Here is a 25829-nt window from a genome sequence, read left to right on the forward strand (position 1 = left end):
TCTTCGCGTACAGGCTCGCTCCCATACTGGATCTCTGGCACATAGGGGATACTTGTGGGAGCGAGCCTGCTCGCGAAGCTTCTAGCGGTGATGAAAATACCGCAGGCACTCAACCTGCTGCCGATGCGCAACCGCCTGCACCACCGGCCGCAACCGCACCTGCGCCCCCGGCAAGCATTGCGCCAGCCGGGCCAGGGCCAACGGGGTCAAGGCGCCCAGGCGTGGATAACCACCGATGGTTTGCCGGTCGTTGAGCAACACAATCGGCTGGCCGTCCGGCGGCACCTGCACGGCACCAAGCGGAATACCTTCGGAAATCATCGCCGGCCCCTGATAGTCCAACGCCGTGCCCAGCAAGCGGATGCCCATGCGGTCGGCACGACTGTCCAGCGTCCACGGGGTGTTGAACGCATCGAACAGGCTCCGTCCACTGAACGCACCGTTCTGCGCACCCAGGATCAAGTCCAGCGGCTGCGCTTGTTGAAAGTCCGGAATCCGCGTGTGCGGCATGGGCCGAGCCATCGCCGAGCCTGAATAGCTTAGGTGCGCGCCACGACTCAGCGCCCGCCCTCGCCCATCCAGGCCACCGAGTTCCTCACGCACCACCGTCGCCCGGCTGCCCAGCACCGCAGGCGCATTGAAACCGCCGGGAGCTGCCAGGTAGGCCCGGGCACCGAGCACGGGCTGGGTGAGCGCCAGCACCTGGCCCTTGCGTAAGCTGAAGAAACGCCACGACGCCACCTCCTGGCCGTCTATCCGTGCGCCCAGGTCCGCACCGGCCAGCGCCAGCACGCAGTCCTCTTCGGCCACCACGGTGAAACCGCCGAGAGTAATCTCCACCGCCGCCGCCCCCAGGGCATTGCCGAGCATCCAGTTGGCCCAGGCCATCGACAACCAGTCTGCCGCGCCACCTTGGGTCACACCCAGATGCCTCACGCCGAAACGGCCAGCGTCCTGCAACAGGCACAGCGGGGTGCTGGCCTCGATCAACAACCGGCTCATGCCTGGGCCTCCAACGGTGTGTCGTCGCCACCCAGCGCGATGAATTGGGTATGGTCCACGGGGGCAAAACGCACCGTGTCCCCCGGCTGCATCAGGCTGTAGCCGTCGCGCTCGCGATCAAACAGCTTGGTCGGGGTGCGACCGATCAGGTTCCAGCCACCGGGCGATACCACCGGATACGCCGCGGTCTGGCGCTCGGCAATGCCGACGCTGCCCGCTGCCACGCGCTTGCGTGGCGTGTCGAGACGCGGTGCGGCCAGTTCCTCGTCCACCAACCCCATGAAGGCGAAGCCGGGAGCGAAGCCCAGGGCAAACACCTGGTACTCGCGCTCGCTGTGGCGGCGGATCACCTGGGCGACCGTCAGCCCGCTGCGGCCCGCCAGCAACTCCAGCTCCGGCCCGACGCGGAGGTCGTACCACACCGGCAGCACGTGGCATTGGCCGGCGGACCGGGCATCCGGTGAAAGGTTTTTCAACGCCTCGTCGATCAATTCACGAGCCTGCACCGGGTTCAGGGCGAGCAAATCGTAATGCACCATCAACGTGGTATAGGACGGCACCAGGTCAATCAGATGCTCGGCAAATACCGCTCGCAGGCGTTCGCTGGCGGCGAGCATCCAGGGCATGTTGGCCTCGGCGATCTCATCGAACAGGCGCACCATCAAACAGTCCACCGCCACCACTTCCAAACGTGGTCTCATGGCCCACTCTGCCGGTCCAGGGCTTCGCGGATGCGTTGCACGGCTGCCACGGAACTGGCGTTGTCGCCGTGAACGCACAAGGTGTTGGCCATAAGGAGCAAGGCACTGCCATCACTGGCGGCCAACGCATCGCCGCGGGCGATGGTCAGGGCCTGCCCGATAATGACCTCAGGGTCGTGGTGCACCGCGCCCGGCACTTGCCGCGAAACCAGGCGACCGGCACTGTCATAGGCGCGGTCGGCGAAGGCTTCGAACCACAGGGTCAGGCCGTACTCGTCACCCAAGGCCTGGGCGACGCTGTTGTCCCGGGTCGCCATGAGCATCAGCGGCAGTTGCCGATCATAGGCCGCGACGGCCTGGATCACCGCGCGCAATTGCGCCGGGTTGGCCATCATGTCGTTGTACATTGCGCCATGGGGTTTGACGTAGCTGACCCGCCCGCCCTGGGCCCGGCAGATGCCGTCGAGAGCGCCGATCTGGTAGTGCAGCAAGTCCTGCAATTCCTGGGCACCATAGGCCATGGAACGGCGGCCGAAGCCCGCCAGGTCCTGATAGGCCGGGTGCGCGCCGATTCGCACGCCGTGGCTCAAGGCCAGGCCAACCGTCTTGCGCATGATGCTCGGGTCGCCGGCATGAAAGCCGCAGGCGATGTTGGCGCAGTCGATGAAGGGCATCACCTCGGCGTCCAGACCCATGGTCCAGCTGCCGAAGCTTTCGCCAATGTCGCAGTTCAATAGCAGGCGGCTCACGGTGAACGCTCCTGTAGGTTCTTTCTTAGTTTAACTGTGGGACATGTGTCCGCAGGTTATCAGTTACTCAGCGTCCAACTGCTTGCCTTTGGTTTCCGGCAGGCTCAGGGCCGCCAGGATCACCACGCCATAGGACACGGCGGCGAACGCCCCAATGCCCACGCTCAGCGGCACTTTCTGGCTCAGCAGGCCAATCAACAGCGGGAACAATGCCGCCACCGCCCGGCCAATGTTGTAGCAAAAACCCTGCCCCGAACCACGGATGCGCGTAGGAAACAGTTCGGTGAGGAACGAGCCCATGCCGCTGAACATCCCCGAAGCGAAGAACCCCAAGGGAAAGCCCAGCCAGAGCATCACGTTATTGCTCACCGGCACCTGGGTGTACAGCAAGACGATGGTGAACGAGCCGACGGCGTACAGAACGAAGTTCTTCTTGCGCCCCAGGATATCTGACAGGTACGCGCTGATGACGTAACCCACATAGGAACCGACAATCACCATCGCCAGGTAGCCACCGGTGCTCAACACGCTCAAGCCACGCTCATTTTTCAGGAACGTTGGCAACCAGGAGGTGATGGCGTAGTAACCGCCCAAGGCACCGGTGGTCAGCAACGAGGCACGAATGGTGGTGAAGCGTATGCCGGGGGCGAAGATCTCGTAGAACTTCGCCGGATTGCTCGGTGTTTGCCGGGCCTTGGCCTGATTATAGACTTGCGGGTCCTTGACCAGGCGCCGGACGAATATCACGAATACCGCCGGGACAATGCCCAGGATAAACAAGGCGCGCCAGGCGTCTTCCGGCGGCAATACCGAGAACAGCAGCGCATACAGAATCGCCGTCATGCCCCAGCCCAGGGCCCAACCTGACTGCACCATGCCCACCGCCTTGCCGCGATCCTTGGCGCGGATCACCTCGCCCATCAACACCGCGCCGGCCGTCCACTCGCCGCCGAAGCCAAAGCCCATCAATGTGCGGGCGATCAACAGTTGTTCGTAGTTCTGGGCAAAACCGCACAGGAACGTGAAGAAGGCGAACCACAGCACCGTCAGTTGCAGGGTGCGCACCCGCCCGATGCGGTCCGAGAGAATACCCGCCACCCAGCCGCCAATGGCCGAAGCGATCAAGGTACTGGTGTGAATCAGGCCTGCCTGCCCGGTGGTAATGCCCCACATCGCGATCAGGGTCGGCACCACGAAACTGAGCATCTGCGTGTCCATGCCATCCAGGGCGTAGCCGATCTTGCAGCTCCAGAAGGTGCGACGTTCCTGCTGATTGATGTTGCGATACCAATCGAATGGGCCGGAACGGGCCCGGGGTTGGGGGACGCCGAGCGTGTCGGGTGCACTCATGGTGGTTCTCCGCAGTTTTATTGTTGTAAGTCTCGACGACGCTGACGTGGAGACCGATGCGCCGATTCTTGAGCGCGCGGCCGATCCCGTCCAACGAATAAAACCTTGGCTGGGTCATAAGAAAAACTTGATTGGATGAATACCCAGATGGCGAATCTGATCGCGGAGGCCGGCGAAACGGCTGGGGCGCGTTGTAGGAGCTGTCGAGTGCAACGAGGCTGCGATCTTCCCCCAAACACTTGAGTCTCAAGCGAAGGAGCAAAAGAGCAAAAGATCGTCCGAACGCGGCCCGAGCCTTCGCCAGCGCCTACAGAATCCAGCGGGAGCAAGCCCTCTCGCCACAAAAGCCCCGCGGTGTCAGAGCCCGCGCAAATCCCGCTCTTCAATCGGCCGGCCCTGGCGCAGGCGCTTGCCGCCCAGCACCACCCAGTCGATCAGGCGGAACAGGCATTCCAGGCCGAACGACAGCAACAACGCACCGCTGATGCCCCAGATCATGGCCTCGGGGGTCAACAGGATCTGGTAGCTGTAGCCGTTCCAGGTTTCCTTGCGGATGTCCGGATCGGCGGCCAGTGCCACTTGCAGCAAGCGGATGTACCACGGGCCTTGCATCGCCTGGAATTGCTTGTCCAGGGCCTGCTGGCGCACGAGCAAGGTGTTCAGGCTGTCGGCGTCGCTGCGAAAAATCGGGTCTTCGCTGGCGCGGTAATGGGCCACCAGGGCTTGCATGTCACCTTTGAAGAACTGGTTGGCGGTGCCCTGGAAACCTTGCAGGCCGGCCTGCGCCTCGATCAGGTGCGCCTCGACCCGCTTGGCGTAATCATTGATGAAACCCGGCACCTGGACCCCAACCAACAGGCCCACCGCGAACAACACCAGCCGTAGATAACTGAGCAACATAGCGTGACGTCCTTATTCGGTCCGGCCGTGGCTGACGCATTCGCCGCGTCGCCACAGGCTCCATTGGCCCGGTTCGTAGCGGGTCCAGGTTTCGTTTTCGGTCAAGGGCTCGGTGGCGATCAGCGTGACCACGTCGTTGGGCGTGGTTTCAGCCTGGAAATCGACAATCACATCCACATCCTTGAGCCGCGCCGGGCCGAACGGCGCGCGACGGGTGATCTGAGCCAGTTTGGTCGAGCAATAGCAGAACAGCCAGTCGCCATCGCTGAGCAAACAGTTGAACACGCCTTTACTGCGGTATTCAGCGCAGGCCTCGATCAACGCCGGTAACAGCTGTTCCGCCTCCACCGGTTCAGGGAAGGCCTGGCGCACGCGGTTGAGCAAATCGCAGAAGGCCGCTTCGCTGTCGGTATCGCCCACCGGACGGTAGAAGCTCACGCCCGGCTGGAATTCGGCGAGCTGGCCGTTGTGGGCAAAACACCAGTTGCGGCCCCACAACTCACGCACGAATGGGTGGGTGTTGGACAGGCAGACCTTGCCGACATTCGCTTGGCGAATGTGCCCGATCACCACTTCGCTCTTGATCGGATAGCGTTGCACCAGGTTCGCCACTTCCGATTCGCTGCTGGCGGCCGGGTCCTGGAACAGGCGCAGGCCACGGCCCTCATAGAAGGCGATGCCCCAACCGTCCCGATGCGGCCCGGTCTTGCCGCCGCGCTGCATCAGCCCAGTGAAGCTGAACACGATGTCGGTCGGCACATTGGCGCTCATGCCCAATAACTCACACATGCTCGAACTCTCGTTTCAAAGGGCAGGCCCGGTTACAGGCGTGGGTCGATACGCGAACGCTGGGGGTTGCTTGGCACGGGCGGGCGACCGTAACGGTCATCACCGGCCACGCCAAACGGTGGCTCGTCCTCCGGCTCATCGGCCGCGGCGGCGGCTTTTGCGGCGGCGGCCCGCTCCTTGCGAGCGTTGGCGGCCCGCTCGATGGGGAAGCGAATCAGCACCAAAATGAAGTAGAGGCCGAAGGCGATCATGCCGTACATGAGCAGATCGGAAGCCGCCCGCCAGACGTTGTTGCCAACTTTGAACAGCACGTCCAGGGCAGCAATGGCCAGGGCTGGGGCGACCTTGTCCTTCACCGGATCAACGATGGTAGGGCAAAACAGCAACACCGCCATCAGCAACCGCAGCGGTTCGCGCAACCAGCGCCACATCCAGCGGGTCAAGCGCATCCACACCAGCAGGCAGCCCAAGGCGGCGAAGGCGTAGAGGCCCCAGGCAATCAGATAGTCATTCTCGGTCATGGTGTCCATGGCAAGGCAGGCAAAGAGGCGCTTATAGTAACGGCTTTTCGCTCGTCAGGCTGCCCCGGCGTCTGGCGAATGGCCTGCGTGGTTGGTTCTGTCCAGGCCATGCGTCCCTTTTCGTACAACGTTCGAGAGCCTTTCATGTCCCTATCTGCCCACGTTTCCAACGCCCCGATTGCCCGCAGGGACGCCGGTGTTGACCCATACGCCTGGCTGCAGGAACGCGACACCGACGCCGTGCTCGACTACCTCAAGGCGGAAAACAGCTACCAGGAGGCGCAACTCGCCGAGCAGGCCGAACTGCGCGAAACCCTGTTCCAGGAGATCAAGGGCCGGATCCTCGAGACCGACCTGTCGCTGCCCTCACCCTGGGGCCCGTACCTGTACTACACCCGCACCACGGCCGGTGACGAATACCCGCGCCACTACCGCTGCCCGCGTCCGGCCGATGACAGCCTGAGCGTGGATGAAAGCCGTGAACAGCTGTTACTGGACCCAAACGCTCTGGCCGGCGGTGGCTTCTTTTCCCTGGGCGCCTTCAGCATCAGCCCCGACCACCAGCGCCTGGCTTACAGCCTGGATACCACAGGCGACGAGATCTACACCCTGTTCGTGAAGGAATTGTCCAACGACAAGGTCAGCGAACTGTCCTTCGCCGATTGCGACGGCAGCATGACCTGGGCCAATGACAGCCTGACGCTGTTTTATGGCGAGCTGGACGACACCCATCGCCCCCACAAGCTCTGGCGCTATCGCCTGGACGGCACTGCCGCCGAAGAAGTGTTCCATGAGCCGGACGGGCGTTTCTTCCTACATTGCTATCGTTCGAGCTCGGAAAAGCAGCTGATCCTGTCCCTGGGCAGCAAGACCACCAGTGAAGTCTGGGTGCTGGACGCTGCGCAACCGCAGCGCCCCTTTACCTGCCTGGCGCCCCGTGTGGAAAACCATGAATACGACGTCGACCACGGCCTGCTCGATGGCCAATGGACCTGGTTGATCCGCAGCAACCGCGACGGGATCAACTTCGCCCTGTACCAGGCCGCCGACACGGGCGTAGCGCCGACCGAGGCCGACTGGCAGAACCTGATCCCCCACAGTGACACGGTGATGATCGACGGCCTGACCCTGAACGCAGGGGCCATGACCTTGAGCCTGCGTGAGGGCGGCTTGCCAATCATCGAGGTTCACCCACAGGGCTTGCCGGCGTATCGGGTGCAACTGCCGGATGCAGCCTACAGCCTGCATGTGCAGAACAGCCTGGAGTTCGTCAGCGATCGCATTCGCCTGCGCTACGAGGCCCTGAACCGTCCGGCGCAGATCCGCCAGTTGGACCTGGCCAGCGGCGCACAGGTCGTGCTCAAGCAAACACCGGTCCTGGGCCCGTTCGACGCCGATGCCTACGTCAGCCAGCGGCTCTGGGCGACGGCGCCGGACGGCACCCAGGTGCCCATCAGCCTGGTGGTCAAGCGCGAAGCCCTCGGCCAGCCGGTACCGCTGTACCTGTACGGCTACGGTGCCTATGGTGAAAGCCTCGACCCGTGGTTTTCCCATTCGCGGCTGAGCCTGCTTGACCGCGGCGTAGCGTTTGCCATCGCCCATGTGCGCGGCGGCGGCGAGCTGGGGGAAGCCTGGTATCGCGCCGGCAAGCAGGAACACAAGCACAACACGTTCAGCGATTTCATCGCCTGCGCCGAACATTTGATCAGCAAGGGTTTCACCACCGCCGAGCAACTGGCAATCAGCGGCGGCAGCGCCGGTGGCCTGCTGATCGGCGCGGTGCTCAATCAACGCCCAGAGCTGTTCAAGGTTGCGATTGCCGAGGTGCCGTTCGTCGACGTGCTCAACACTATGCTCGACCCGGACTTGCCGCTGACCGTCACCGAATACGACGAATGGGGCAATCCAGAGGTACCGGACGTTTATGATCGGATCCGAGCCTACGCCCCGTACGAAAACGTCAGCGCCCAGGCCTACCCGGCGCTGCTGGTGATCGCCGGTTACAACGACAGCCGTGTGCAGTACTGGGAAGCGGCCAAATGGGTGGCGAAATTGCGGGCCACTAAGACCGACGACACCCCCCTGCTGCTCAAGACCGAACTGGGCGCCGGTCACGGTGGTATGAGTGGGCGCTACCAGGGATTACGTGACGTAGCGCTCGAATATGCATTTGTCTTGAAGATTTTGAGGGTGGTCTGAGGAACTCTGTGGGATGACCGGGTCTTAGCTCCATGCGCCGGGCCCAGATAAACCCCAGTCCAATGTAGGAGCAAGGCTTTGTGGGAGCAAGGCTTGCCCGCGATACAGGCAACTTAGTTCTGTCTGTCAGATCAAGCTGATGCCATCGCGGACAAGCCTTGCTCCCACAACCGTCTGTCCCAGAGATCTGCTTACACCCGGGCCAAACTGAACCTGCAACAAACACAAGAAAAAGACCGTGCCAACATGTCAGAACCGACCTTACTGAACAAAGAAATTCGCGACTGGTTGATGGACTGCGGTCTGTTTGACCAGTTGCTGCCCGTCGACTTCGCCGCGGCGTCGGGTTATTTCAGCATCAGCGCCATCGCCGAGGGCGAAGCGATTTTCCGCGAGGGCGATGCCGGCAGTTTCATGTGCATCATCCACACCGGCCAGGTGGCCGTGCAGAAAACCGGCCCCGACGGCCAACCCGTGACCATCGCCACGCTGCGCAGTGGCCGGGCATTCGGCGAAATGGCCGTGCTCGACGGCGAGCGACGCTCGGCCAGTTGCATCGCCGCCAGCGATTGCCAGTTGCTGAACCTGGGCAAGGACTCCCTGGAAAAAATGCTCAACGACGCCCCCAAGATCGCCGCCAAGATCATCCGCGCCCTCGCCGTCTCCCTGTCCAAGCGCCTGCGCATGGCCGATGGGCAGTTGTTGTCGCAGCAGGTCTGACCCCCTCTGTCAGTTGAAACACAGAACCTGTGGGAGCAAGCCTGTGGGAGCAAAGCCCGAACCACAGGTTTTACCATTCAGTTGTTTCATCGAATGACTTCCGGTCTCCCCCCCCCGGCGACTTGGCCTTCACCGGTTTCGGCGCCATGCCCGGTATCGGCTGGTCCTTGGGTGGATTGGGCATTTCGATGGGGGGCAGCAAGGGTGGCCCGCCGCTTCCGGGGCCAGCCTTGGGCACACCGTTGGGTGTGACCGGCGGATAGGGCATGGGAGTGGCGGTGCCTGGCGACCCGGGGATGCTAGGTGGGTTGACTGGAATCGTCGGTTGTTGAGCCTGCGCGCAACTTATTGAGAGCGCCGCCAGGGCAATGGCCGTTAGAATGACGCACTTCATCAATGGCTCCGTGGCTATTGTCTGCTTTAAGGCTAGTCGTTACCGCGCGGTTTGCCCTCCTACGAGATTTCCATGAAACGTTTCGTTCTGCTCGACACCACGCCCATCCCTGATAACGGCGGTGCCTTGTGCCTGTTCGAGTATGGCGAAGACTTCGTCATCAAGATCCAGGGCGGTGACGGCGGGCAGTTGATGAACACCCGCATGCACGGCTCCGAAGATGCCCTGGCAGAGATTCCTTGCCGCAAGGTGGCCGGTCGCTCTGGCTCGCGCGTGCTGATCGGTGGCCTCGGCATGGGATTTACCCTCGCCTCGGCCCTCAAGTACCTGGGCAAGACCGCCGAAGTGGTGGTGGCCGAACTGGTGCCCGGCGTGGTGGAGTGGAACCGTGGCCCCTTGGGTGAAAAGGCCGGGCGACCGCTGTCGGACCCGCGCACAGTGATCCGCATGGAAGACGTGGCCAAGGTGCTGCAAGCCGAACCTCAAGGTTTCGACGCAATCATGCTCGACGTCGACAACGGCCCGGAAGGCCTGACCCAAAAAGCCAACAGTTGGCTGTATTCGGCTGGAGGCCTGGCCGCCTGCGCCAAGGCCCTGCGGCCCAAGGGCGTGCTGGCGGTCTGGTCGGCCAGCGCTGACCGGCAGTTTTCCGACAAACTGAAGAAGGCCGGCTTCAAGGCCGAAGAGGTGCAAGTGTTCGCCCACGGCAACAAAGGCACCCGCCACACCATCTGGATTGCCGAGAAGCTCAAGGGCTGAGCTAAACTCTGTCCAACCGTCATCCGTCTTGTTTACAAAGGTGAACCCATGAGTTCGTCAACGCCACCGTCCAACACCGCCAAGCTGGACCGCATCCTCGCCGATGCCCAGCGCGATCGGGAGATGGGCTACCGCGACAAAGCCCTGAAAATGTACCCCCATGTCTGCGGCCGCTGCGCCCGTGAGTTTTCCGGCAAGCGCCTGAGCGAACTGACCGTTCACCACCGCGACCACAACCACGACAACAACCCGCAGGACGGTTCCAACTGGGAACTGCTGTGCCTGTACTGCCACGACAACGAACACTCGCGCTATACCGACCAGCAATATTTCGGCGATGGCTCCCTGAGCACCCCGAAAATTGCCAAGGCAACCCACAACCCCTTCGCCGCACTGGCCGGGTTGATGAAGAAAGACGAGTAATCCAGCCATAGGGTGAGCCCCGTTTTGTGGGAGCAAGGCTTGCCCGCGATGAAGCCGATGCGGTCTTTCAAAAACCGAGGTGCCTATTTCGCGAGCAAGCTTTGCTCCCACAGGATTTGTGAACCTCACACCTCGGAACTGACCACCCTCCCCCATTCCCCGTATAATCGCGCCTTTTCCCCAAAGGCACCCCGCCCGTGGCCAACAAACGCTATAGCTGCATCGGTCTGTTCAACCCCAAGTCACCGGAAAACGTCGGTTCGGTCATGCGTGCCGCCGGCTGCTACGGCGTGGCGTCGGTGTTCTACACCGGCAAGCGCTATGAGCGCGCCGCCGACTTCGTCACCGACACCAAGAAAGTCCACTACGACATTCCGCTGATCGGTATCGACGACCTGAAGAAAATCCTGCCCCTGGGCTGTGTGCCAGTGGCCGTGGAACTGGTGGAAGGCGCTCGCCCACTGCCCGAATACACCCACCCGGACCGGGCGCTGTACATTTTTGGCCCGGAAGACGGCTCGCTGGACAAGGACATCCGCGATTGGTGCGAGGACGTGGTGTACATCCCCACCAGCGGCTGCATGAACCTGGCCGCCACCGTCAACGTCGTGTTGTATGACCGCATGGCCAAAGGCAACAACACCCGTTCGGGGCCGCAATTCCGCTGATCGGCGCAACATTCGATTGAACAAGGCAATCGCTCGGGCAGTCAGCTTTATACCAATCCCCACACTGGAGACAGATCATGAGCGACAACAATCCGTTCGAGCCGATTGAGAGCCCCCCTTTCCAATCCCATCCGCCACAAAACGTGCATGGCTGGGAACGCATTGGCTCACTGGCCGGCGGTGTGCTGATGATGGGCAAGGGTTTGCGTCGCGGCGGTGTGATCGGGCTGGCGCAACTGGCGATCGGCGGCATGGCGTTGGCGCGGGGGATCACCGGGCATTGTTCTGCCAAGGCCTTGTTGGAAAAGAACCGACAGAACCTCAGCAACGCCCGCGCCCGCATCGAACAGGCCGGTGATGAGCTGAGCCGCCTGAAGGCCAATGCCGAGGCGGCGACTGGCACGGCTACGGTGACGGGAAATGATTCGTTGGATTCGCCGAAGGTTGGGCTCTGACTTTTGCAGTGCCGCTGATGGCCTCATCGCGGACAAGCCTTACCCCCACACTGGATCTTCGCCGGATGAGATATTGGGTACGACTCGATCCAGTGGGAGCAAGGCTTGACCGCGATAGCGGTATTACTGAAGTAACCGGCTTTCGAGCACAGTAGAAGCCCCGCCCAGGACACTTTCACTGAGTTGCACAAACTCCTCGGTATCAACCGTCTCCAGCCGCATCGCCCCCTGCAACACATCATCCAGCGAACGCTTGTTACGGGTTCTCACGCGAATCTCGCGGTCCAGTTCCTGCAATAGCAACACCGCCTTGGCCACTGCCGCAGGGCTGATCTGTTCGCCGCGCAAGGTGGTGACACCCTTGCTCTCGCGGGCGAGCCGGTCATTGAAGGTCTGATAGCGCTCATCACTCAGGCCGCCGGCGCGGCGCAGCAGTTCGATGGCGTAGTACTCGGTCAGCCCCTCGCTGATCCAGTCACTACGATCATGATCATTGACCCGGGCCAGCGCCTGCACCAACTCCCGCAACAACGGGCTACTGCCCCGCTCGCTGACCAGCGGCGGACGGCTGTGCAGGTAGATCGAGTCATGGCCGGCCTGGGCGCCACGCCACAACGGATCACCGGCGCCGACAATCAACAACTTGGCAGGATGGCGCGGCACCAGCGCTTGGACCTGCGGCCAGACGAATGTCAGCAGCGTCAACACATCCATCCGGCGCATGCCCTGGCCCTGGGGCGAGGCCACCGTCACCTCAGTTTCGCCCAGGCGGGTGCGGCGGCTGCCCAGTTTGCCGGCGAGCATCCAGCCCGTGGGGCGGTCGAACAGGCGCGAGGGGTTGTCGATGCGAAAGCGTTGCTTGCCGATGCGCGGCCAGGGCGTCTCGATGCTTTTCCAGCCTTCAGGCAATTCAACCTCAAGACGAGCCACCAGTTCGACGCCCTCCTGCTGGTCGAGCTTGGCCGACGGCACCAGGTCGTCGCCGCGCAGCAACGCCCACGTCGCAGTCATGCAAGTTTCGAAGGTGGCGTTCTTGCGCGCATGGCTGATGCGCACGCGGTAGCTCAGGCTGGCCTTGTCGGCTGCCGGCCGCCAGACACCTCGCGCCGCCTTGCCGGGGATGAGTTGCCACTGGCCGTCGGCCTTGAAATCGCTGTAGCGACTGCCGTCGCCGAGGTCGAAATCCAGGCTGCGCACCGCCCCCCCCCGGGCCAGCGTCAGGCGCACCTCGGCCTGATCGCTCTGTGGCAATAGGTGCACGTGATAATCCAGGTCGACTTTCTGCGCCGCCCACAGCGGCCCACACACCGCCAGCAGCCCGGCCACCAGCATCCGTTTCAATCCTGCAGCCATGGGTTCTCCCTGGGGCGCGCCGCGCAGCGGCTCAGCCGGCGCGAAAAATCAGATGATCTTCCCAATCGTCTTCCGGCACGCTGCCTTCGGCCAGCATGCGCCCTGCCTGGGAAATGCGCTCGTGGTGCACGGCATCACGATCTCCGCAGACCAGATGGTGCCACAACGGCAAGTCCTTGCCCTCGCTGACCAGCCGATAACCGCAAGTCGGCGGCAGCCACTTGAACTCATCGGCCTTGCCCGGCGTGAGCTGGATGCAGTCGGGGACAAAGTCGCGGCGGTTGGGATAGTCGGTGCACTGGCAGGTTTTCAGGTCCAGCAGTTTGCAGGCGATGCGCGTGTAGTAGACGCTGTTGTCGTCTTCGTCTTCGAGTTTTTGCAGGCAACACAGGCCACAGCCGTCGCACAGCGATTCCCACTCCTGCGGATCGAGCTGATCGAGGGTTTTGCGTATCCAGAACGGTTCGACTTTGGCGGCCATGGCTCAAGCATCAATATCAGGTGGTGAAAAGGCCGACAGTCTAGTGCCCGGACCTCTTCAGGCCAAGCATTGGCGACTGTCGGTAGCCAGGGGCTTGTCAGGTCGGGCGGCGGGACGTAGGTTGCTTGATTGACTTCCCCAACTCCAGCCAGGTAAGCCCATGAGTGCCAATCCCCGCATTGCCGATTACGCGATTCACCCTCAATTCATCGAACGCTGGTCGCCCCGCGCCTTTACCGGCGAGACCATTGCAGAAGAAACCCTGCTGGGCTTCTTCGAAGCTGCACGCTGGGCGCCGTCGGCGTACAACTCCCAGCCGTGGCGTTTCCTGTATGCGCGCCGCGACACGCCAAATTGGCAGCGTTTCCTGGGCCTGCTCAATGAATTCAACCGCGGCTGGGCCCAACACGCCTCGGCACTGGTGATCATTGTTTCAAAAACCACCTTCGCCGTGCCTGGCGCCACCGAGGAAACCCCTGCGCAGTCCCACACCTTCGACACGGGTGCGGCCTGGGGCCACCTGGCGCTGCAAGCCAGCCTCAACGGCTGGCACACTCACGGCATGGCCGGTTTCGACCAGGCGTTGACCCGCAAGGAACTGAAGATCCCGGAAGGTTACGCCCTGCACGCCGCCTTGGCGATTGGCAAGCTAGGGGACAAATCGACACTGGCCGAGTACCTCCAGGCCCGTGAAACCCCAAGCCCACGCCGACCATTGAGCGAACTGGTGGCAGAAGGCGATTTCACCCTGTAACCCTGTTTTGTGATCACTTAAGGTCCACTGTGGGAGCGAGCTGCTCCCGCCGGGCTACAGCTGTGAGCTGTGTAGGAGCTGTCGAGTGCAACGAGGCTGCGATCTTTCCCAATACACTTGAATCTCAAGCGAAAGATCAAAAGATCAAAAGATCGCAGGCTTCGCCAGCGCCTACAGGTCCGGGCGGAGCACTCTCCCTCGCCAACTCAGTAGCCCCGGCTGAAGTCCACTTCCCCGCGCAGCGCGTCGCCCGCCTGGTAGGCCCGCAGGTTTTCCAGGAACAACTGCACCATCATCGATGGCGAGGTCGGTGCCGAGCTGTGACCGGTCAGCAGCAGGCCCCAGGCCGTCCAGAAGGGGTGGCGCTGCGGCAGCGGTTCCTGGCGGCAGACGTCAATCACCGCACCGGCCAGATGCCCTTCTTTCAAGGCTTGCACCAGGTCCGCATCCACCACTGCCACGCCGCGGCCGACGTTGATGAACAACCCGGTCGGCTTGAACTGCTTGAACAGCGCCGCGTCGTACACATCATGGGTATCGGGCGTGTTGGGCAGCAGATTGATCACGTAATCCACCTCACCCACCAGGCGTGGCAGATCCTTCAGCGCCCCGACCTCGATGAACGGCGCCAACGCCCGGGCTTCGCGGGCAACGCCATACAACTGCACACCGAACGGCACGAGGAACTGCGCCACACGCAGGCCGATATCCCCCGTCCCGACGATCAACACCTTGCGCCCGGCCAGACCGTGCCCCTGGCGGTTGTCCCACTTGCGCTCGACCTGGCTGACCAAGCGTGCCAATACCTCGCGCTCATGGCCGAGCATGTAGGTCAGCACGTACTCGGCCATCACCTGGCCGAAAATGCCCACCGCACGGGTCAGGCGGTAATTGCGCGTCAAGCCCTCGGCCAGCAACGGCGTGATACCCGCCCAGGTCGATTGCAGCCAGCTGGGTCTATGGCCCTGACGCAACAGGGTGGCCAGCAGATCAGGTTGGCCGAGCCAGACCGGGCAATCGGTGGCCAGTCGCGACAATTCGGCGGAGTCGCCGCTGGTCAGGACTTCAATATCGGGGGCCGCCTGACGCAGAAGCTGGGCGTACATCGGGTGGTCGTGTTCGGCAATCAGAACGCGCATGAATCAAACCTTTCAAAAACAGTGCAGACAACCGCTGATAGAGTGTCGCTCCATCCATACGATCGTCGTCAATAAACCATTCCAGTGTTTTTCCAGAGGCACCCAGGACAGGTGCCTCAGAGAGCGTCAGACCGGGTCGTTGCGGCGCAACAACTCTTCGGGCAAATGCTCGATGTACTCGTCTTCGGCCGGCGGCATTTGCAAGTGATAGCCCTGGGTGTCGAGGTTTTCCAGCACCTTGTTGATGTCCTCCCGGGACAGCGCCCGCTCGGGACTCAGCACCAGGTCAAAGGCATGGATCGCCTTGCCAAAGGCGGCCATCAACGGCTCAGGTACGCGCTCCAAGGCATCGCTCTTGAGCACATACAGGTACATCTCGTTTTTCTTCGAGCTTCGGTAGATGGAGCAGATACGTTTCAAGGCTGTTCTCCGGCAGTGGCCAGGCTGTCGAGCAGCGCCTGGCCCATCAATTCGCGACGCCAGCCACGCAGCGAATCAGGCAATTGGTAAGGCCCCTCGGGGAAGCCGCTCTTGATCAGCGCTTCGAGGGTTTTCTTGCGCAGCATCAGCTCCGGAGCAATTTCCAAGCGCTCGGCTTCAGCCTGTCCCAGCGCTCGCAGACGCTTGACCAGGGCCGAGGCCTCGATGGGCAGTGGCTCGGCCACGGCCGGCGGCCACTGCTCGGGCGACACGCTGGCGGCGCGCTGGATCAAGTCCAGCAGAAACTGGCCGTCCTGGCGCACGGTGCGCGGGTGCATGTCTTCGATCTTGGCCAACGCGCCGAGGTTATCCGGCTGGGTACGGGCCAGGGGCCACAGCGAATGCTCGCGAATGATGCGATTGCGCGGCAGGTCACGGGCCCGCGCCTCGCGTTCGCGCCAGGCGCACAGCTCACGCAGCACGACCAATTGGGCGCGAGACAGTTTCCAGGCGAGCTTGGCCTCGCGGTAGACCTCGTACGGGTCGACTTCGCGACGCAGGTTGGCCACCAGTTCGGCGCCGTCTTCCAGGACCCAACGGTATTTTTCGTCGGAAAGTTTTGGACGCAGCAGTACGAAAACTTCTGCCAGGTGCACGGCATCCTCTGCCGCGTAGCTGATCTGCGTCTCGGACAGGGGCCGTTGCAACCAGTCGGAACGGGTTTCGCCCTTGGGCAGCTCGATACCCAGCACTTCCTGCACCAGCCGCGAATAGCCCATGGAGAAACCCAGGTTCAGGTAGGCGGCGGCCAATTGAGTATCGAACAGCGGCGCAGGCAGGCTGCCGGTCAAGCGCAATAGCACTTCAAGGTCTTCGCTGCAGGCGTGCAACACCTTGAGCACCGCCGGGTTTTCCAGCAGTGCGGCCAAGGGTTGCCAATTGTCGATGGTCAAGGGGTCGATCAGGTAGGCACGCTTGCCGTCGCCGATCTGCAATAAACCGGCAATAGGGTAAAAGGTGTCGACCCGCATGAATTCGGTGTCGAGGGCGACGAATGGCAACTGTTGCCACTCGGCGCAAAACTGGCCGAGGCTATCGTTGTCGCGAATCCAGTGAATATCGATGGCCACACGGCTCTCCCTTGAAGAATGGCGCGCAGTATATATCGCCGCCGGCGATTGCGAGCACCCATCGAGCAGCAGCCTAAGAGAAATCGCCTGCGAAAAAGCAAGAATAGTCCTACATCAGGACTTAACCGGTCTTACGCAACACATAAACACGCGTCAGCGAGAAACCGGGCAGGAAATCCTGATACCAGAGCACGCTAAAACCGGCCTGGCGAAACTCGGCTTCGAGATTGGCCTTGTCGGCCAGGCTTCGTCGCGGCGCCTGGCCAATCTTGAGGCGTCCTTCGATGTGCACCGAAACGATCACCGTGTCGCGACTGACCCGATGAAATTCGCGCAACAGCGCCAGGCGATGCTCGCAGGCGCTGACGTGGCGAAACAGTTGCAGACAACAAATACAATCCACCGCGTTGGCCGACAGCCCGATCGTGAACGCCGAACTTGGGAAAGTCTTGACCCGTTGGAGCAACGCGCCGCCATGGTGGGTGAGCGCATGTTCGAGCATGTCCGGCGACGGGTCCGCCGCCAGGATAACCCGGTTGGCGTGCTCGGCCAGCACCGGCCAGAACCGCCCCGCGCCACAGGCCACATCCAGCACTAGCCCTGGCTCGCCCGCCACCTTCAGGGCGTTGCGCACCATGTGCTCGTCGCGCCAGAACGCCAGGCGCAAGCGTCGAGGCGCCGGCCGACAGCAGACCTGCGCATGTTCCTGGTCATGCTGCCTGGCGAACTCAAGCTCGACGGTGGATGGGGGTAGCCCGGACATACGAACGGCTCTTGGAAAAGATTGAATGACAGGTTAACCAACGCTGCGTGAAAAAAAAGTCCAGGCCATCACTTGCGCGCCAGGACACCGTCAATCACCGCGCCGCGACAATTAGCGAACAGGTCCAGGTCCCGGTTGTAGACCTGGCTGTTGACTTCCAGCAGCCCGAGCATCGAGTGGAACAGGTTGTCCTGGCTCAAGGGTTTTTCCCGACTCAGTTGCAGACAATGGGTGTCGACCGAGAAAGACTTCTGATAGCTGTCGGAAAACCAGGCAAGCATCGCCACGTGTTTCTGTTGCTCCGGGGCGAGCATGTAGGGCGTGCCATGGAGAAACAGGTTGTATTCGCCCAAGGACTCGCCATGGTCCGACAAGTACAGCATGGCCGTGTCAACCTTGTCCTGGTTGGCCCGCAGCAGATCGATCAGGGTCGAGAGCACATGATCGGTGTACACCAGCGTGTTGTCGTAGCCGTTGACGATGCTCTCGCGACTGCAATTGTTCAGCGCGTTGCTTTCGCAGACCGGGGTGAAATGCTCGTACTCCTTGGGGTAGCGCTTGAAGTATTCCGGCCCGTGGCTGCCCATCTGGTGCAGCACCAGCACCGTGTCTTTGTCGAGCGCGTCGATGAAATGCTGCAGCCCCTGGAGCAGGATCTCGTCGCGGCACTCGCTGTTGGCGCACAGGGCCGGGTCCTTGAGATTGCTGACATCCTGCAGTGTGACCCGGTCGCAGGTGCCCTTGCAGCCGGACTGGTTGTCCCGCCAGATCACCTCCAGCCCGGCGCGCTTGAGCACATCCAGCAAACCCTCTTCATTCTTGGCGATGCTGGCGTCGTAGTTCTTGCGCCCCATGTTGGAAAACATGCAGGGCACCGACACGGCGGTTTCAGTGCCGCAGGAATGCACGTCGGTGAAGGCGATCAGGCCGGCCTCTTTGTTCAGTGTCGGTGTGGTATCGCGGTTATAGCCGAGGATGCCGAAGTTCTCGGCCCGGGCACTCTCGCCCACCACCAGTACGGTCAAGGACTTGCGGCCGTGGGTTTGCCAGGCGGGGTTACGGCTCGCGTCCTCGCCCAACTTGGTGAACGGCTGCTTGGCCGACGCGAGCTGCTCACGCAAGTAGCCGAGCGAAGCACCGATGTAATTGCTCGGCACGATCATCAAGCGCAACTCGTGGTGGTTGCGAAACAATGAAGACAGGCCTTGGTAATTGATCAGGGCGACCATGCCAATTACCGCGACCGAGGCCACACCGACCAGTAACTTACTTAATAGTTCTTTTGGCCAGCGACGGTAGTTGATCGGTGTCTTTAACAACAACCAGCAAGGCAACACCCCCAACAATCCGATATAAGCAAACAACTTCAGCGACAACAGATCGCGCACTTCCGTGGCATTGGTTTCAGCAAAGTTGCGCAACATGCCGGCGTCGATCAATACACCGTATTGGGCCATGAAATAGGCGACGCCAGCGCTGATCAGGAACAACAGTATCAACACAGGCTTGAGCAGCAGACGGAAGGCCACGAGCGTCAGCATCAGGTTGAACGCGCAGAAAATCATCAGGCCAAACGCCATGCACATCAGCAGACCCCGAGCGTCAGCCGTGGTGATCGCCAGTAAGTGTTGCCCGAGAACGACGTTGAAGCCCGCTAATAAAAAGGCACTGGCGGCCAGTGTCACCCACTCGGGGCGCACGGCTTTAATAGTCAGCATAATGGATGACGGTTTCCTGAAAGTTATTCTTTGAAAAAGAAGTACCGCAGAAAATGTGAAAAAATTCTTTTCCTACGGCAACGCAAACTTTAGGTAGCTCACCATCAATTTTTCGTGAAAAAATTGCCACTAAATAATTATTAAAAAACCACTGGCCAACCAGTTTCACGCCGGCTTCAGATACCTGCGTCAGTCCTGCTCCCCGACTTCCCCCATGAATTGACGGTATTCGACGCGCTTGACCGCCAGATAAACGCCAAGAAACTCATCGCCAAACGATTTCCGCGCCCTGGATGATAACGCGGATTGGCGATGGTCGTCGGCGCGCCCTCCCGGGGATGCAGGCTGACGTGCACGGCAGCCGTAGGAAGCAACCGCCACGGCATGCGCTGCAAGCTGCCACTGAGGGGATAGGCACGTCGTGTTCGCTACAGTATCTGTCCCGTTCCCGACCATGAAAGCGCCTGCCAGGCATTCTCTTGGCACGGTCGTTCCGCTAGGATCATCACCCTGGTTTGCGCAAAATCCGCGCAAGGAGCACAGCGAGAGACAGAACGGATGCTGAACAGTAACTCCCTCAGAAAGCTCGACATGCAGGACCTCATGGTGTTTAGCGCCGTGTACGAGCAAAGCAGTGTCACCGGCGTGTCCGAGGCATTGTGTGTCAGTCAGTCAACCGTCAGTTATTGCCTCAAGAAACTGCGAACCTGTTTCGAAGACGAGCTATTCACCAACACCCGCACCGGCATGCGCCCCACCCATAAGGCCGAGGGCATGTACGAGCATGTGCGCGCCATATTGCAAAGCATCAACCTGTGCCATGCCAGTACCCCCTCCTTCGATCCAACCCGGCAAGCCATTACCTTCAATATTTGCGCACCGGAATATTTCGAACAATTGATCCTGCCGCAGCTGCTGCAAGGCTTCGATTACGCCAATCTGCCGGTGGTGGTGAACGTGCACAAGCTCGAAGCCGACATTCCCGCCGAAGAGTTGCGCGACGGCAGCCTGGACCTGCTGATCTGCTTCGGCCCGAACTTCCACAGCAACCATGCCGATTTCAAATCCCGGCAGTTGTTGGAGGAGGACTTGGTTTGTGTCGTGGATAAACGGGCGACGCCACTTGAGCCGCAACTGAGCCTTCAGTCTTTCGTACGGCGCCGACACGTGTTTCCGACACCCTGGACGTCAGCGACCAACATGGTGGACGGCTGGCTGTCGCAGCAGGCGCATCAACGCCAGATCGCCGCCCGTGCTAACAGCTACAGTGCCGCACTGAAGATGATCACCGGCACCGACTTCATCCTGACCCTGCCCCGCCGCATCCAGAAACTGCTAGCCAACGAGGCGATCTTCAATCATCACGAAGCGCCCCAGGGCCTGCCGGGGTTCACCCTGAACATGCAGTGGAGCCTGGGCGTCGATCAGGACAGTGCCAACGCCTGGCTGCGCGAACAGATCATCAAGGCCTGCGCCGCCCACGACACCTGATCGTCATTGACCGATCAAGGCCTTGGCATACGGGCCTCGATCGATGTCGAGGATTTCCACGCACAGTTGCACGCTAACGTCGGCCGGCCATGGCCCCAGCTCCTGAATCACGACCAGCAGGCTATCGGCCAGTTGTTTCTTGATTTCCGGCGAGCGACCGCTCAGCAAGGCCAGCTTCACGTGCACGAAACCTCGCTCGCCCAGCCCCGTACCCACCCGGAAAGTCTCAAGCTTCACGGCCCGGCTCTTGATGTCCAGCTCGGCGGCGAATTGACCGGAGGCCACCAGCGCATTGTTCAGGCGCAGCAGTGCGACATCGGCCTTCAGCTCGGGCAGGTTGGCGGTGTACTCCATGTGCAGGTGAGGCATGTGTTCGACTCCGATTCGAAAATATGACAAGGGGATTTCAACCGTCACAACCTTACCCCGACTTTAAACTCTGGGGCAGGTTTGTTTCGTTGCGGGCCGGTGTCAGGGTTGCGCCAAGCCCCCACGCTCGCCCATGAAGACCTCCAACCGCGACCGCAACCAGCGCTCGGCCGGGTCACTGTCGACATGGCTAAACCAGACCATGGACAGATCCAGGGTCGGGGTCTTGAAAGGAAAGGGTTCGTTGAACAGTTGCCCCGAGGCCGCCATGGCGGCGGCGGTATAGTCCGGCAGGCTGGCGATCAGGTCAGTGCCGGCCAGCAACGCCGGTAATGCGCTGTATTGTGGCACCGACAGCACGACCTGGCGCGTGCGTCCAATCTCGGCCAGCCATTCGTCAGCGAACCCGGCGACGTTTGCCGTATGGGACACCAGCACATGAGGCCGCGCACAATACTCGTCCAGGGTCAGCGGCGTGTCCGACGCATCGGCGCGTAACACGCGGGGCTGGATGTGTCGCAACAATTTGCGCTTGGCGTTGGCCGGCAGACCGCGAGTCTGGCTGATGCCCACGGTGATGTCGCCCGATGCCAGCAAATCGGGGATGCGCCAGTAATCGACGTGCTGGACCACGAACACGATTTGCGGCGCCTCTTGCCGCAGGCTGCTCAACAGTGGCGGCAGCAGGCCGAACTCGACATCGTCCGACAGGCCGATGCGAAATGTCATGGTGCTGCTGGAAGGGTCGAAATCGTGGGTCAGGCTCAAAGCCACCGACAGCGAATCGAGCGCTGGTGATAGATGCTGGATGATTTCTTCGGCCCGGGCCGTCGGCTCCATGCGGTGGCCGACGCGAATGAACAGCGGGTCGTTGAACATCTTGCGCAAACGATTGAGGGCCGAACTGATGGTCGGTTGGCCCAGGAACAGTTTTTCCGCCACCCGTGTCACGTTACGCTCAAGCATCAGCGTTTCGAAAACCACCATCAGGTTGATATCGGCCTTGCGCAATTCGTTGCGGTTCATCCACAGCCCTCGCTCCTTGATGGGATGCAGTGTAGAAACGCCAGGGGCTGCGCGTCTATGCGCAAAAAGACTCACTTCACGGCCAGGGATCTCAGTCCCTGGGCTCTTTCGGTCAAGGCAAAGCAAGGACATAAAGGGTCACATGTTCGATCCAGACTCATGTCAGCAATATTTGATAACCAATGGAAACGAATTTCCTGTAGCCAAAACCACCCACTTGGCTAGGCTGGCAACCACATGTCCAACGCATGTCTTGACTGAATGAATCGCAGGGAGCGAACCGATGTATTTTGAAATCTATCGACAGACCCGAGGCACCCCGACCACCGGAAAAGGCCAATGGCGCTGGCGCTTGAGAGCCGGCAACCACGAAACGATCGCCAGTGGCGAATCCTATGTGAACAAGAGTGACTGCCTTCATGTCATCGGGCTGATCAAGAATGTTCAGGGCGAAACGCCCGTAAAGGAGATCTAACAGCGCCGCGTGGGCTCTGTAGGAGCTGGCGAAGGCTCGGGCCGCGTTCGGACGATCTTTTGATCTTGATCTTGATCTTTCACTTGAGATTCAAGCGTCAGGGGAAAAATCGCAGCCTCGTTGCACTCGACAGCTCCTACGTCAGTTCAGCTTTTTTTGCGGTAGGGTAGGCGGACAAAAGCAGGAGGCCGGTGCAATGACTCGATCCATCCATAATCGCGACTGGCTGGTGCGGGCGCCCGAATCGAGGAAAATGGAACGCATCGAGGCCTATTTCAGCGGGCATGGCTACACCACCCATCGCCATGACACCTACGCCATCGGGATTACGCTTTCCGGTGTGCAGAGCTTCAACTATCGCCACAACAAACGCCACAGCCAGCCCGGCGGCACCATCGTCCTGCACCCGGACGAGGTGCACGATGGCGAAGCCGGGACGAGCGAGGGTTTTCGCTACAGGATGTTCTACATAGAACCCTCGTTGATCCAGCAAGTGCTGGGGGGCAAGCCATTGCCCTTCATCGAAGGAGGATTGTCCAGCGACCCTCGCCTCAACATCGCGACCCGTCGACTATTGAACAGCCTGGATCATCCCCTCAATCCGCTGGAGGAAGAGGATGCCATCTACGACGTGGCCCAGGCACTCGACATCGCGGCCGGCAACAGGCGTGGACGGCGCCTGATCGACTACCCGGCGGCGGAGCGTGCCCGCCTGTTCATCCACGGCGCCCTCCTCGACCAGGTGATCACCCTGGATGACCTGGTACAGGCCAGCGGCCGGGATCGATGGAGCCTGTCCCGGGACTTCCGGGCGCTGTACGGCACCAGCCCCTATCGCTACATCACCCAGCGTCGCTTGAATGAAGCCCGGCGCCTGGCATTCCACGGCACGCCATTGAACGAAGCGGCCCTGGCCTGTGGTTTTTTCGATCAGAGCCACATGACCCGATTGCATACACAGGCCTTCGGTATTTCACCAGCACGCTGGCTGAACATGCGACGCTAAAACAGCGACTGTACGCCGCAAAAAGCTGCACAATCATCCAATACGCAACGTTGGCTCAAACAATAAAGTAGGACGCACCATCCGACCCAGGAGCATGCCTCGATGACCCGTTACGCCCCCATCAACTTCGCCCAGAAATACACCCTCTTCCAGGAACAGTGGACGCCGAAAGTCGTGGCCGAAATGAACGACTACCAATTCAAGATCGCCCGGCTCGAAGGCGAATTCATCTGGCACAGCCACGCCGACACCGATGAAACCTTCATCGTGCTGGAGGGCGAGTTGCGTATCGACTTTCGCGACGGTGCAGTGACGATTGGCCCGGGCGAGATGTACGTGGTTAAAAAAGGTGTGGAGCATAAGCCCAGCGCCGCACAGGAAGTGAAACTGCTGTTGATCGAGCCTCGCGGCGTCATCAATACCGGCGAACAAACCAATGAGCGAACGGCGATCAATGATGTGTGGATCTGACTGAGCCAGGCTCAATCGTATTCAGCTTCCTGGTGGTCGCCCAGCAACCGCCGTTGACGAGGTGTCGCGGCGGCCAGGACCTCAGGGTTGAACTGCCAGTGCAGGTAGGGTGAGAACTTCTGCGCGACCATCCGCCGGCCATAATGCACCTGGAGCATGTACCGTGTGCGATTGGCGGTGCGGTTGTCGCTACCGGCGTGCCATAGCTCGCTGCGCAGTATCAGCACATCGCCCGCCCTGCACAGCACCGGCTGCGCAGGGCGCCCTTGCCACTGCGTTTCGCCCTTCACCGGCCCCCGGCCAGCCTTGTGACTGCCCGCAATGACCTGAGTCGGGCTCAAGTCGGCGTCGATGTCATTCAGGTAAAACTGCGCGGTAAAAGCCTGCATCGGCAGCTCAAAGGCAGGGTCGGCCAACAGGCCTGGCGGCAATTGCATCGCCAGATAATCCAGGTGCAACGGCGCCCCGCTAAAACCGGGGTGGCAGCGCCAGGCCGTCTGGCCGATGACATGGCAATCATCGCCCAGGGCCGCCTCGACCAGTTCGATCACCCCGGCTACCTCCAGGAACGGCAGCCAGAATGGATCGCGATTGAACACACATTTGTAATGATCGATAACACCGCTGTAGTCCCAATGCTGGGGCTTCAATTGGTCGATGGCATGGCGTAGGTCAGCAATCTGCCGAGCGTTCAACACGCCGGGCATCAGGACGAACCCGTCCTGATGCAGCGCTCGCAAATGCTCGTCAGTGGACACGCCTCCCCCCTGCTTCAGGTGCGGAAGCGGCCGGTCAGTTCTGCCAGGTTTCTCGACAGGCTGGACAGCTGTTGGCTGGCCTGCATGCTCTGGGTGGAATTGGAGGCCGCCTCGTTGGACAGATCACGGATGTCAGAAATATTGCGGGCTATTTCCTCAGTGACGCTGCTCTGTTCCTCACAGGCACTGGCGATTTGCGCGGCCATGTCGTTGATCCGCTGGATCGAACCGCCGGTACCGCTGAGCACCTGATCGACACCCGCCGCACGCTCGACACTGTCCCGGGCCTTACTGCTACCCACATGCATGGCCTGTACAGCCTTGGCGACACCGCTCTGCAACCGCTCGATGCGAACCTGGATGTCCTTGGTCGAATCCTGTGTGCGCGCCGCAAGCGCCCTCACTTCGTCGGCCACCACGGCAAAACCACGGCCCTGCTCACCGGCCCGCGCGGCTTCGATGGCAGCGTTCAGCGCCAACAGGTTAGTCTGTTCGGCGATGCCACGTATCACCTCGAGCACGGCACCAATGCTGGAAGTTTCCTGGGCCAATGCCTCGATCGTGCCCGAAGCGCTCTCCACTTCCTGGGCCAACTGGCGGATCGACTCGATGGTGCTGCTGACCACCTCGGCGCCGTCACGAGACTGACTGCTCGCCTGCTGCGCGGCGCCCGAGGCGTTCGCCGCGTTATGCGCCACTTCGTGCACCGCCGCGCTCATCTGGGTGGCGGCGGTACTGACCTGATCGAGCGCCGCATGCTCGCTGCTGATCAACCGGTCATTCGTCGCGGCCATATCGGCCATGGCGCGCGCTGCGGAATCGACCTCCCCGGTCACCCGTCCAAC

30 protein-coding genes and 2 pseudogenes are annotated in these 25829 nt (G+C 61.3%); 11 read left to right on the top strand and 21 right to left on the bottom strand.

All coding sequences use genetic code 11. The features are described from left to right. Positions 1-81: 81 nt before the first annotated feature. The 7 genes from AACY31_RS22220 to AACY31_RS22250 all read right to left on the bottom strand — a co-directional run bounded on the left by AACY31_RS22220 (position 82) and on the right by AACY31_RS22250 (position 6021). Entirely contained in the window at positions 82-1002 is a 921-nt protein-coding gene (locus AACY31_RS22220; RefSeq protein WP_339482687.1) for a 5-oxoprolinase subunit C family protein, read from the bottom strand. Beyond that, on the bottom strand, positions 999-1703 hold the full coding sequence (pxpB, locus tag AACY31_RS22225; RefSeq protein ID WP_339482688.1) for a 5-oxoprolinase subunit PxpB: 705 nt from the start codon (positions 1701-1703) through the stop codon (positions 999-1001). The genes AACY31_RS22220 and pxpB overlap by 4 nt, the downstream gene beginning before the upstream one ends. Continuing rightward, on the bottom strand, positions 1700-2452 hold the full coding sequence (locus AACY31_RS22230) for a 5-oxoprolinase subunit PxpA (RefSeq protein WP_339492764.1): 753 nt from the start codon (positions 2450-2452) through the stop codon (positions 1700-1702). Before AACY31_RS22230 ends, pxpB begins: the two co-directional genes overlap by 4 nt. Positions 2453-2515: 63 nt before the next feature. Beyond that, positions 2516-3802, bottom strand: coding sequence for an MFS transporter (locus AACY31_RS22235; protein WP_339492765.1), 1287 nt, complete (start codon positions 3800-3802; stop codon positions 2516-2518). Between the two features lie 357 nt (positions 3803-4159). Further along, positions 4160-4702, bottom strand: a complete 543-nt coding sequence (locus AACY31_RS22240; RefSeq protein ID WP_339482693.1) for a DUF2937 family protein — start codon at positions 4700-4702, stop codon at positions 4160-4162. A 12-nt stretch (positions 4703-4714) separates the two neighbouring features. Next, positions 4715-5491: a class II glutamine amidotransferase gene (locus AACY31_RS22245; RefSeq protein ID WP_339482694.1), complete on the bottom strand. Its 777-nt coding sequence runs from the start codon at positions 5489-5491 to the stop codon at positions 4715-4717. Positions 5492-5523: 32 nt separating this feature from the next. After that, entirely contained in the window at positions 5524-6021 is a 498-nt protein-coding gene (locus AACY31_RS22250; RefSeq protein ID WP_339482695.1) for an MFS transporter, read from the bottom strand. Positions 6022-6156: 135 nt separating this feature from the next. Between AACY31_RS22250 and AACY31_RS22255 the strand changes: the two genes are divergently transcribed. Continuing rightward, positions 6157-8211 (top strand): S9 family peptidase, encoded by a 2055-nt coding sequence (locus tag AACY31_RS22255; protein ID WP_339482697.1) that lies wholly within the window; start codon positions 6157-6159, stop codon positions 8209-8211. 246 nt (positions 8212-8457) lie between these two features. Then, complete coding sequence (locus AACY31_RS22260; RefSeq protein ID WP_014337065.1) at positions 8458-8931, top strand: cyclic nucleotide-binding domain-containing protein; 474 nt, start codon at positions 8458-8460, stop codon at positions 8929-8931. 70 nt (positions 8932-9001) lie between these two features. Here the strand turns inward: AACY31_RS22260 and AACY31_RS22265 are convergent, their stop codons facing one another. Next, a complete protein-coding gene (locus AACY31_RS22265; protein WP_339505088.1) occupies positions 9002-9325 on the bottom strand; it encodes a hypothetical protein in 324 nt (107 codons plus the stop codon). A 72-nt stretch (positions 9326-9397) separates the two neighbouring features. Between AACY31_RS22265 and AACY31_RS22270 the strand changes: the two genes are divergently transcribed. The 4 genes from AACY31_RS22270 (at position 9398) to AACY31_RS22285 (ending at position 11630) form a co-directional block, all read left to right on the top strand. Further along, a complete protein-coding gene (locus AACY31_RS22270) occupies positions 9398-10084 on the top strand; it encodes a spermidine synthase (protein WP_339505090.1) in 687 nt (228 codons plus the stop codon). Between the two features lie 48 nt (positions 10085-10132). After that, positions 10133-10507, top strand: coding sequence for a YajD family HNH nuclease (locus tag AACY31_RS22275; RefSeq protein ID WP_003184246.1), 375 nt, complete (start codon positions 10133-10135; stop codon positions 10505-10507). Positions 10508-10704: 197 nt separating this feature from the next. After that, complete coding sequence (locus AACY31_RS22280; protein ID WP_339482700.1) at positions 10705-11175, top strand: RNA methyltransferase; 471 nt, start codon at positions 10705-10707, stop codon at positions 11173-11175. A 77-nt stretch (positions 11176-11252) separates the two neighbouring features. Then, positions 11253-11630 carry a YgaP family membrane protein gene (locus AACY31_RS22285; protein WP_339482701.1) on the top strand — a complete coding sequence of 126 codons (378 nt, stop codon included), beginning with the start codon at positions 11253-11255 and terminating at the stop codon, positions 11628-11630. A gap of 123 nt (positions 11631-11753) precedes the next feature. On the opposite strand, the gene AACY31_RS22290 is transcribed toward AACY31_RS22285, so the two are convergent. Together AACY31_RS22290 and AACY31_RS22295 are read right to left on the bottom strand one after the other, a co-directional pair. Beyond that, positions 11754-12983, bottom strand: a complete 1230-nt coding sequence (locus AACY31_RS22290) for a hypothetical protein (protein ID WP_339482702.1) — start codon at positions 12981-12983, stop codon at positions 11754-11756. 31 nt (positions 12984-13014) lie between these two features. Then, entirely contained in the window at positions 13015-13464 is a 450-nt protein-coding gene (locus AACY31_RS22295; protein ID WP_339482703.1) for a YcgN family cysteine cluster protein, read from the bottom strand. Positions 13465-13624: 160 nt separating this feature from the next. Here AACY31_RS22295 and AACY31_RS22300 point away from each other — a divergent pair, with 160 nt between their 5' ends. Further along, positions 13625-14218, top strand: coding sequence for a nitroreductase family protein (locus AACY31_RS22300; protein ID WP_339482704.1), 594 nt, complete (start codon positions 13625-13627; stop codon positions 14216-14218). A gap of 206 nt (positions 14219-14424) precedes the next feature. Here the strand turns inward: AACY31_RS22300 and AACY31_RS22305 are convergent, their stop codons facing one another. The 7 genes and pseudogenes from AACY31_RS22305 to AACY31_RS29040 form a co-directional block, all read right to left on the bottom strand. Then, positions 14425-15357: a D-2-hydroxyacid dehydrogenase gene (locus tag AACY31_RS22305; RefSeq protein ID WP_339482705.1), complete on the bottom strand. Its 933-nt coding sequence runs from the start codon at positions 15355-15357 to the stop codon at positions 14425-14427. A gap of 126 nt (positions 15358-15483) precedes the next feature. Then, positions 15484-15777 carry a YcgL domain-containing protein gene (locus tag AACY31_RS22310; protein ID WP_003198853.1) on the bottom strand — a complete coding sequence of 98 codons (294 nt, stop codon included), beginning with the start codon at positions 15775-15777 and terminating at the stop codon, positions 15484-15486. Continuing rightward, positions 15774-16907 (bottom strand): ribonuclease D, encoded by a 1134-nt coding sequence (gene rnd / locus AACY31_RS22315; RefSeq protein WP_339482707.1) that lies wholly within the window; start codon positions 16905-16907, stop codon positions 15774-15776. The genes AACY31_RS22310 and rnd overlap by 4 nt, the downstream gene beginning before the upstream one ends. Before the next feature lie 121 nt (positions 16908-17028). Beyond that, the gene (locus tag AACY31_RS22320; RefSeq protein ID WP_339482708.1) at positions 17029-17670 is read right to left on the bottom strand and encodes a class I SAM-dependent methyltransferase; all 642 of its coding nucleotides are present in this window, start codon (positions 17668-17670) and stop codon (positions 17029-17031) included. A 68-nt stretch (positions 17671-17738) separates the two neighbouring features. After that, complete coding sequence (locus AACY31_RS22325) at positions 17739-19388, bottom strand: phosphoethanolamine transferase (protein ID WP_339492768.1); 1650 nt, start codon at positions 19386-19388, stop codon at positions 17739-17741. A gap of 189 nt (positions 19389-19577) precedes the next feature. Continuing rightward, positions 19578-19685 (bottom strand): annotated as a pseudogene (locus AACY31_RS29035) (hypothetical protein); the annotation flags it as partial. After that, positions 19685-19807: pseudogene (locus tag AACY31_RS29040) on the bottom strand (hypothetical protein); the annotation flags it as partial. The pseudogenes AACY31_RS29035 and AACY31_RS29040, both read right to left, overlap by 1 nt. A 139-nt stretch (positions 19808-19946) precedes the next feature. On the opposite strand from AACY31_RS29040, the gene AACY31_RS22330 reads away from it, so the two are divergent. Continuing rightward, complete coding sequence (locus tag AACY31_RS22330; RefSeq protein WP_339482710.1) at positions 19947-20879, top strand: LysR family transcriptional regulator; 933 nt, start codon at positions 19947-19949, stop codon at positions 20877-20879. A gap of 3 nt (positions 20880-20882) precedes the next feature. On the opposite strand, the gene AACY31_RS22335 is transcribed toward AACY31_RS22330, so the two are convergent. Further along, positions 20883-21248 (bottom strand): 5-carboxymethyl-2-hydroxymuconate Delta-isomerase, encoded by a 366-nt coding sequence (locus AACY31_RS22335; protein WP_339492769.1) that lies wholly within the window; start codon positions 21246-21248, stop codon positions 20883-20885. 102 nt (positions 21249-21350) lie between these two features. Continuing rightward, entirely contained in the window at positions 21351-22274 is a 924-nt protein-coding gene (locus AACY31_RS22340; RefSeq protein WP_339482712.1) for a LysR family transcriptional regulator, read from the bottom strand. A 283-nt stretch (positions 22275-22557) separates the two neighbouring features. Between AACY31_RS22340 and AACY31_RS22345 the strand changes: the two genes are divergently transcribed. The 3 genes from AACY31_RS22345 (at position 22558) to AACY31_RS22355 (ending at position 24226) form a co-directional block, all read left to right on the top strand. Beyond that, the gene (locus tag AACY31_RS22345; protein WP_339482713.1) at positions 22558-22749 is read left to right on the top strand and encodes a YegP family protein; all 192 of its coding nucleotides are present in this window, start codon (positions 22558-22560) and stop codon (positions 22747-22749) included. Between the two features lie 196 nt (positions 22750-22945). Further along, a complete protein-coding gene (locus AACY31_RS22350; protein ID WP_339482714.1) occupies positions 22946-23755 on the top strand; it encodes an AraC family transcriptional regulator in 810 nt (269 codons plus the stop codon). Between the two features lie 102 nt (positions 23756-23857). Continuing rightward, positions 23858-24226, top strand: coding sequence for a cupin domain-containing protein (locus AACY31_RS22355; RefSeq protein WP_339482715.1), 369 nt, complete (start codon positions 23858-23860; stop codon positions 24224-24226). A gap of 11 nt (positions 24227-24237) precedes the next feature. On the opposite strand, the gene AACY31_RS22360 is transcribed toward AACY31_RS22355, so the two are convergent. Together AACY31_RS22360 and AACY31_RS29045 are read right to left on the bottom strand one after the other, a co-directional pair. Then, on the bottom strand, positions 24238-24984 hold the full coding sequence (locus AACY31_RS22360; RefSeq protein WP_339492771.1) for a phytanoyl-CoA dioxygenase family protein: 747 nt from the start codon (positions 24982-24984) through the stop codon (positions 24238-24240). A gap of 14 nt (positions 24985-24998) precedes the next feature. Then, entirely contained in the window at positions 24999-25787 is a 789-nt protein-coding gene (locus tag AACY31_RS29045; RefSeq protein WP_445261575.1) for a methyl-accepting chemotaxis protein, read from the bottom strand. Positions 25788-25829: the final 42 nt, after the last annotated feature.

The sequence above is a fragment of the Pseudomonas sp. RL_105y_Pfl2_101 genome, assembly GCF_963970585.1.
Lineage (GTDB): Bacteria > Pseudomonadota > Gammaproteobacteria > Pseudomonadales > Pseudomonadaceae > Aquipseudomonas.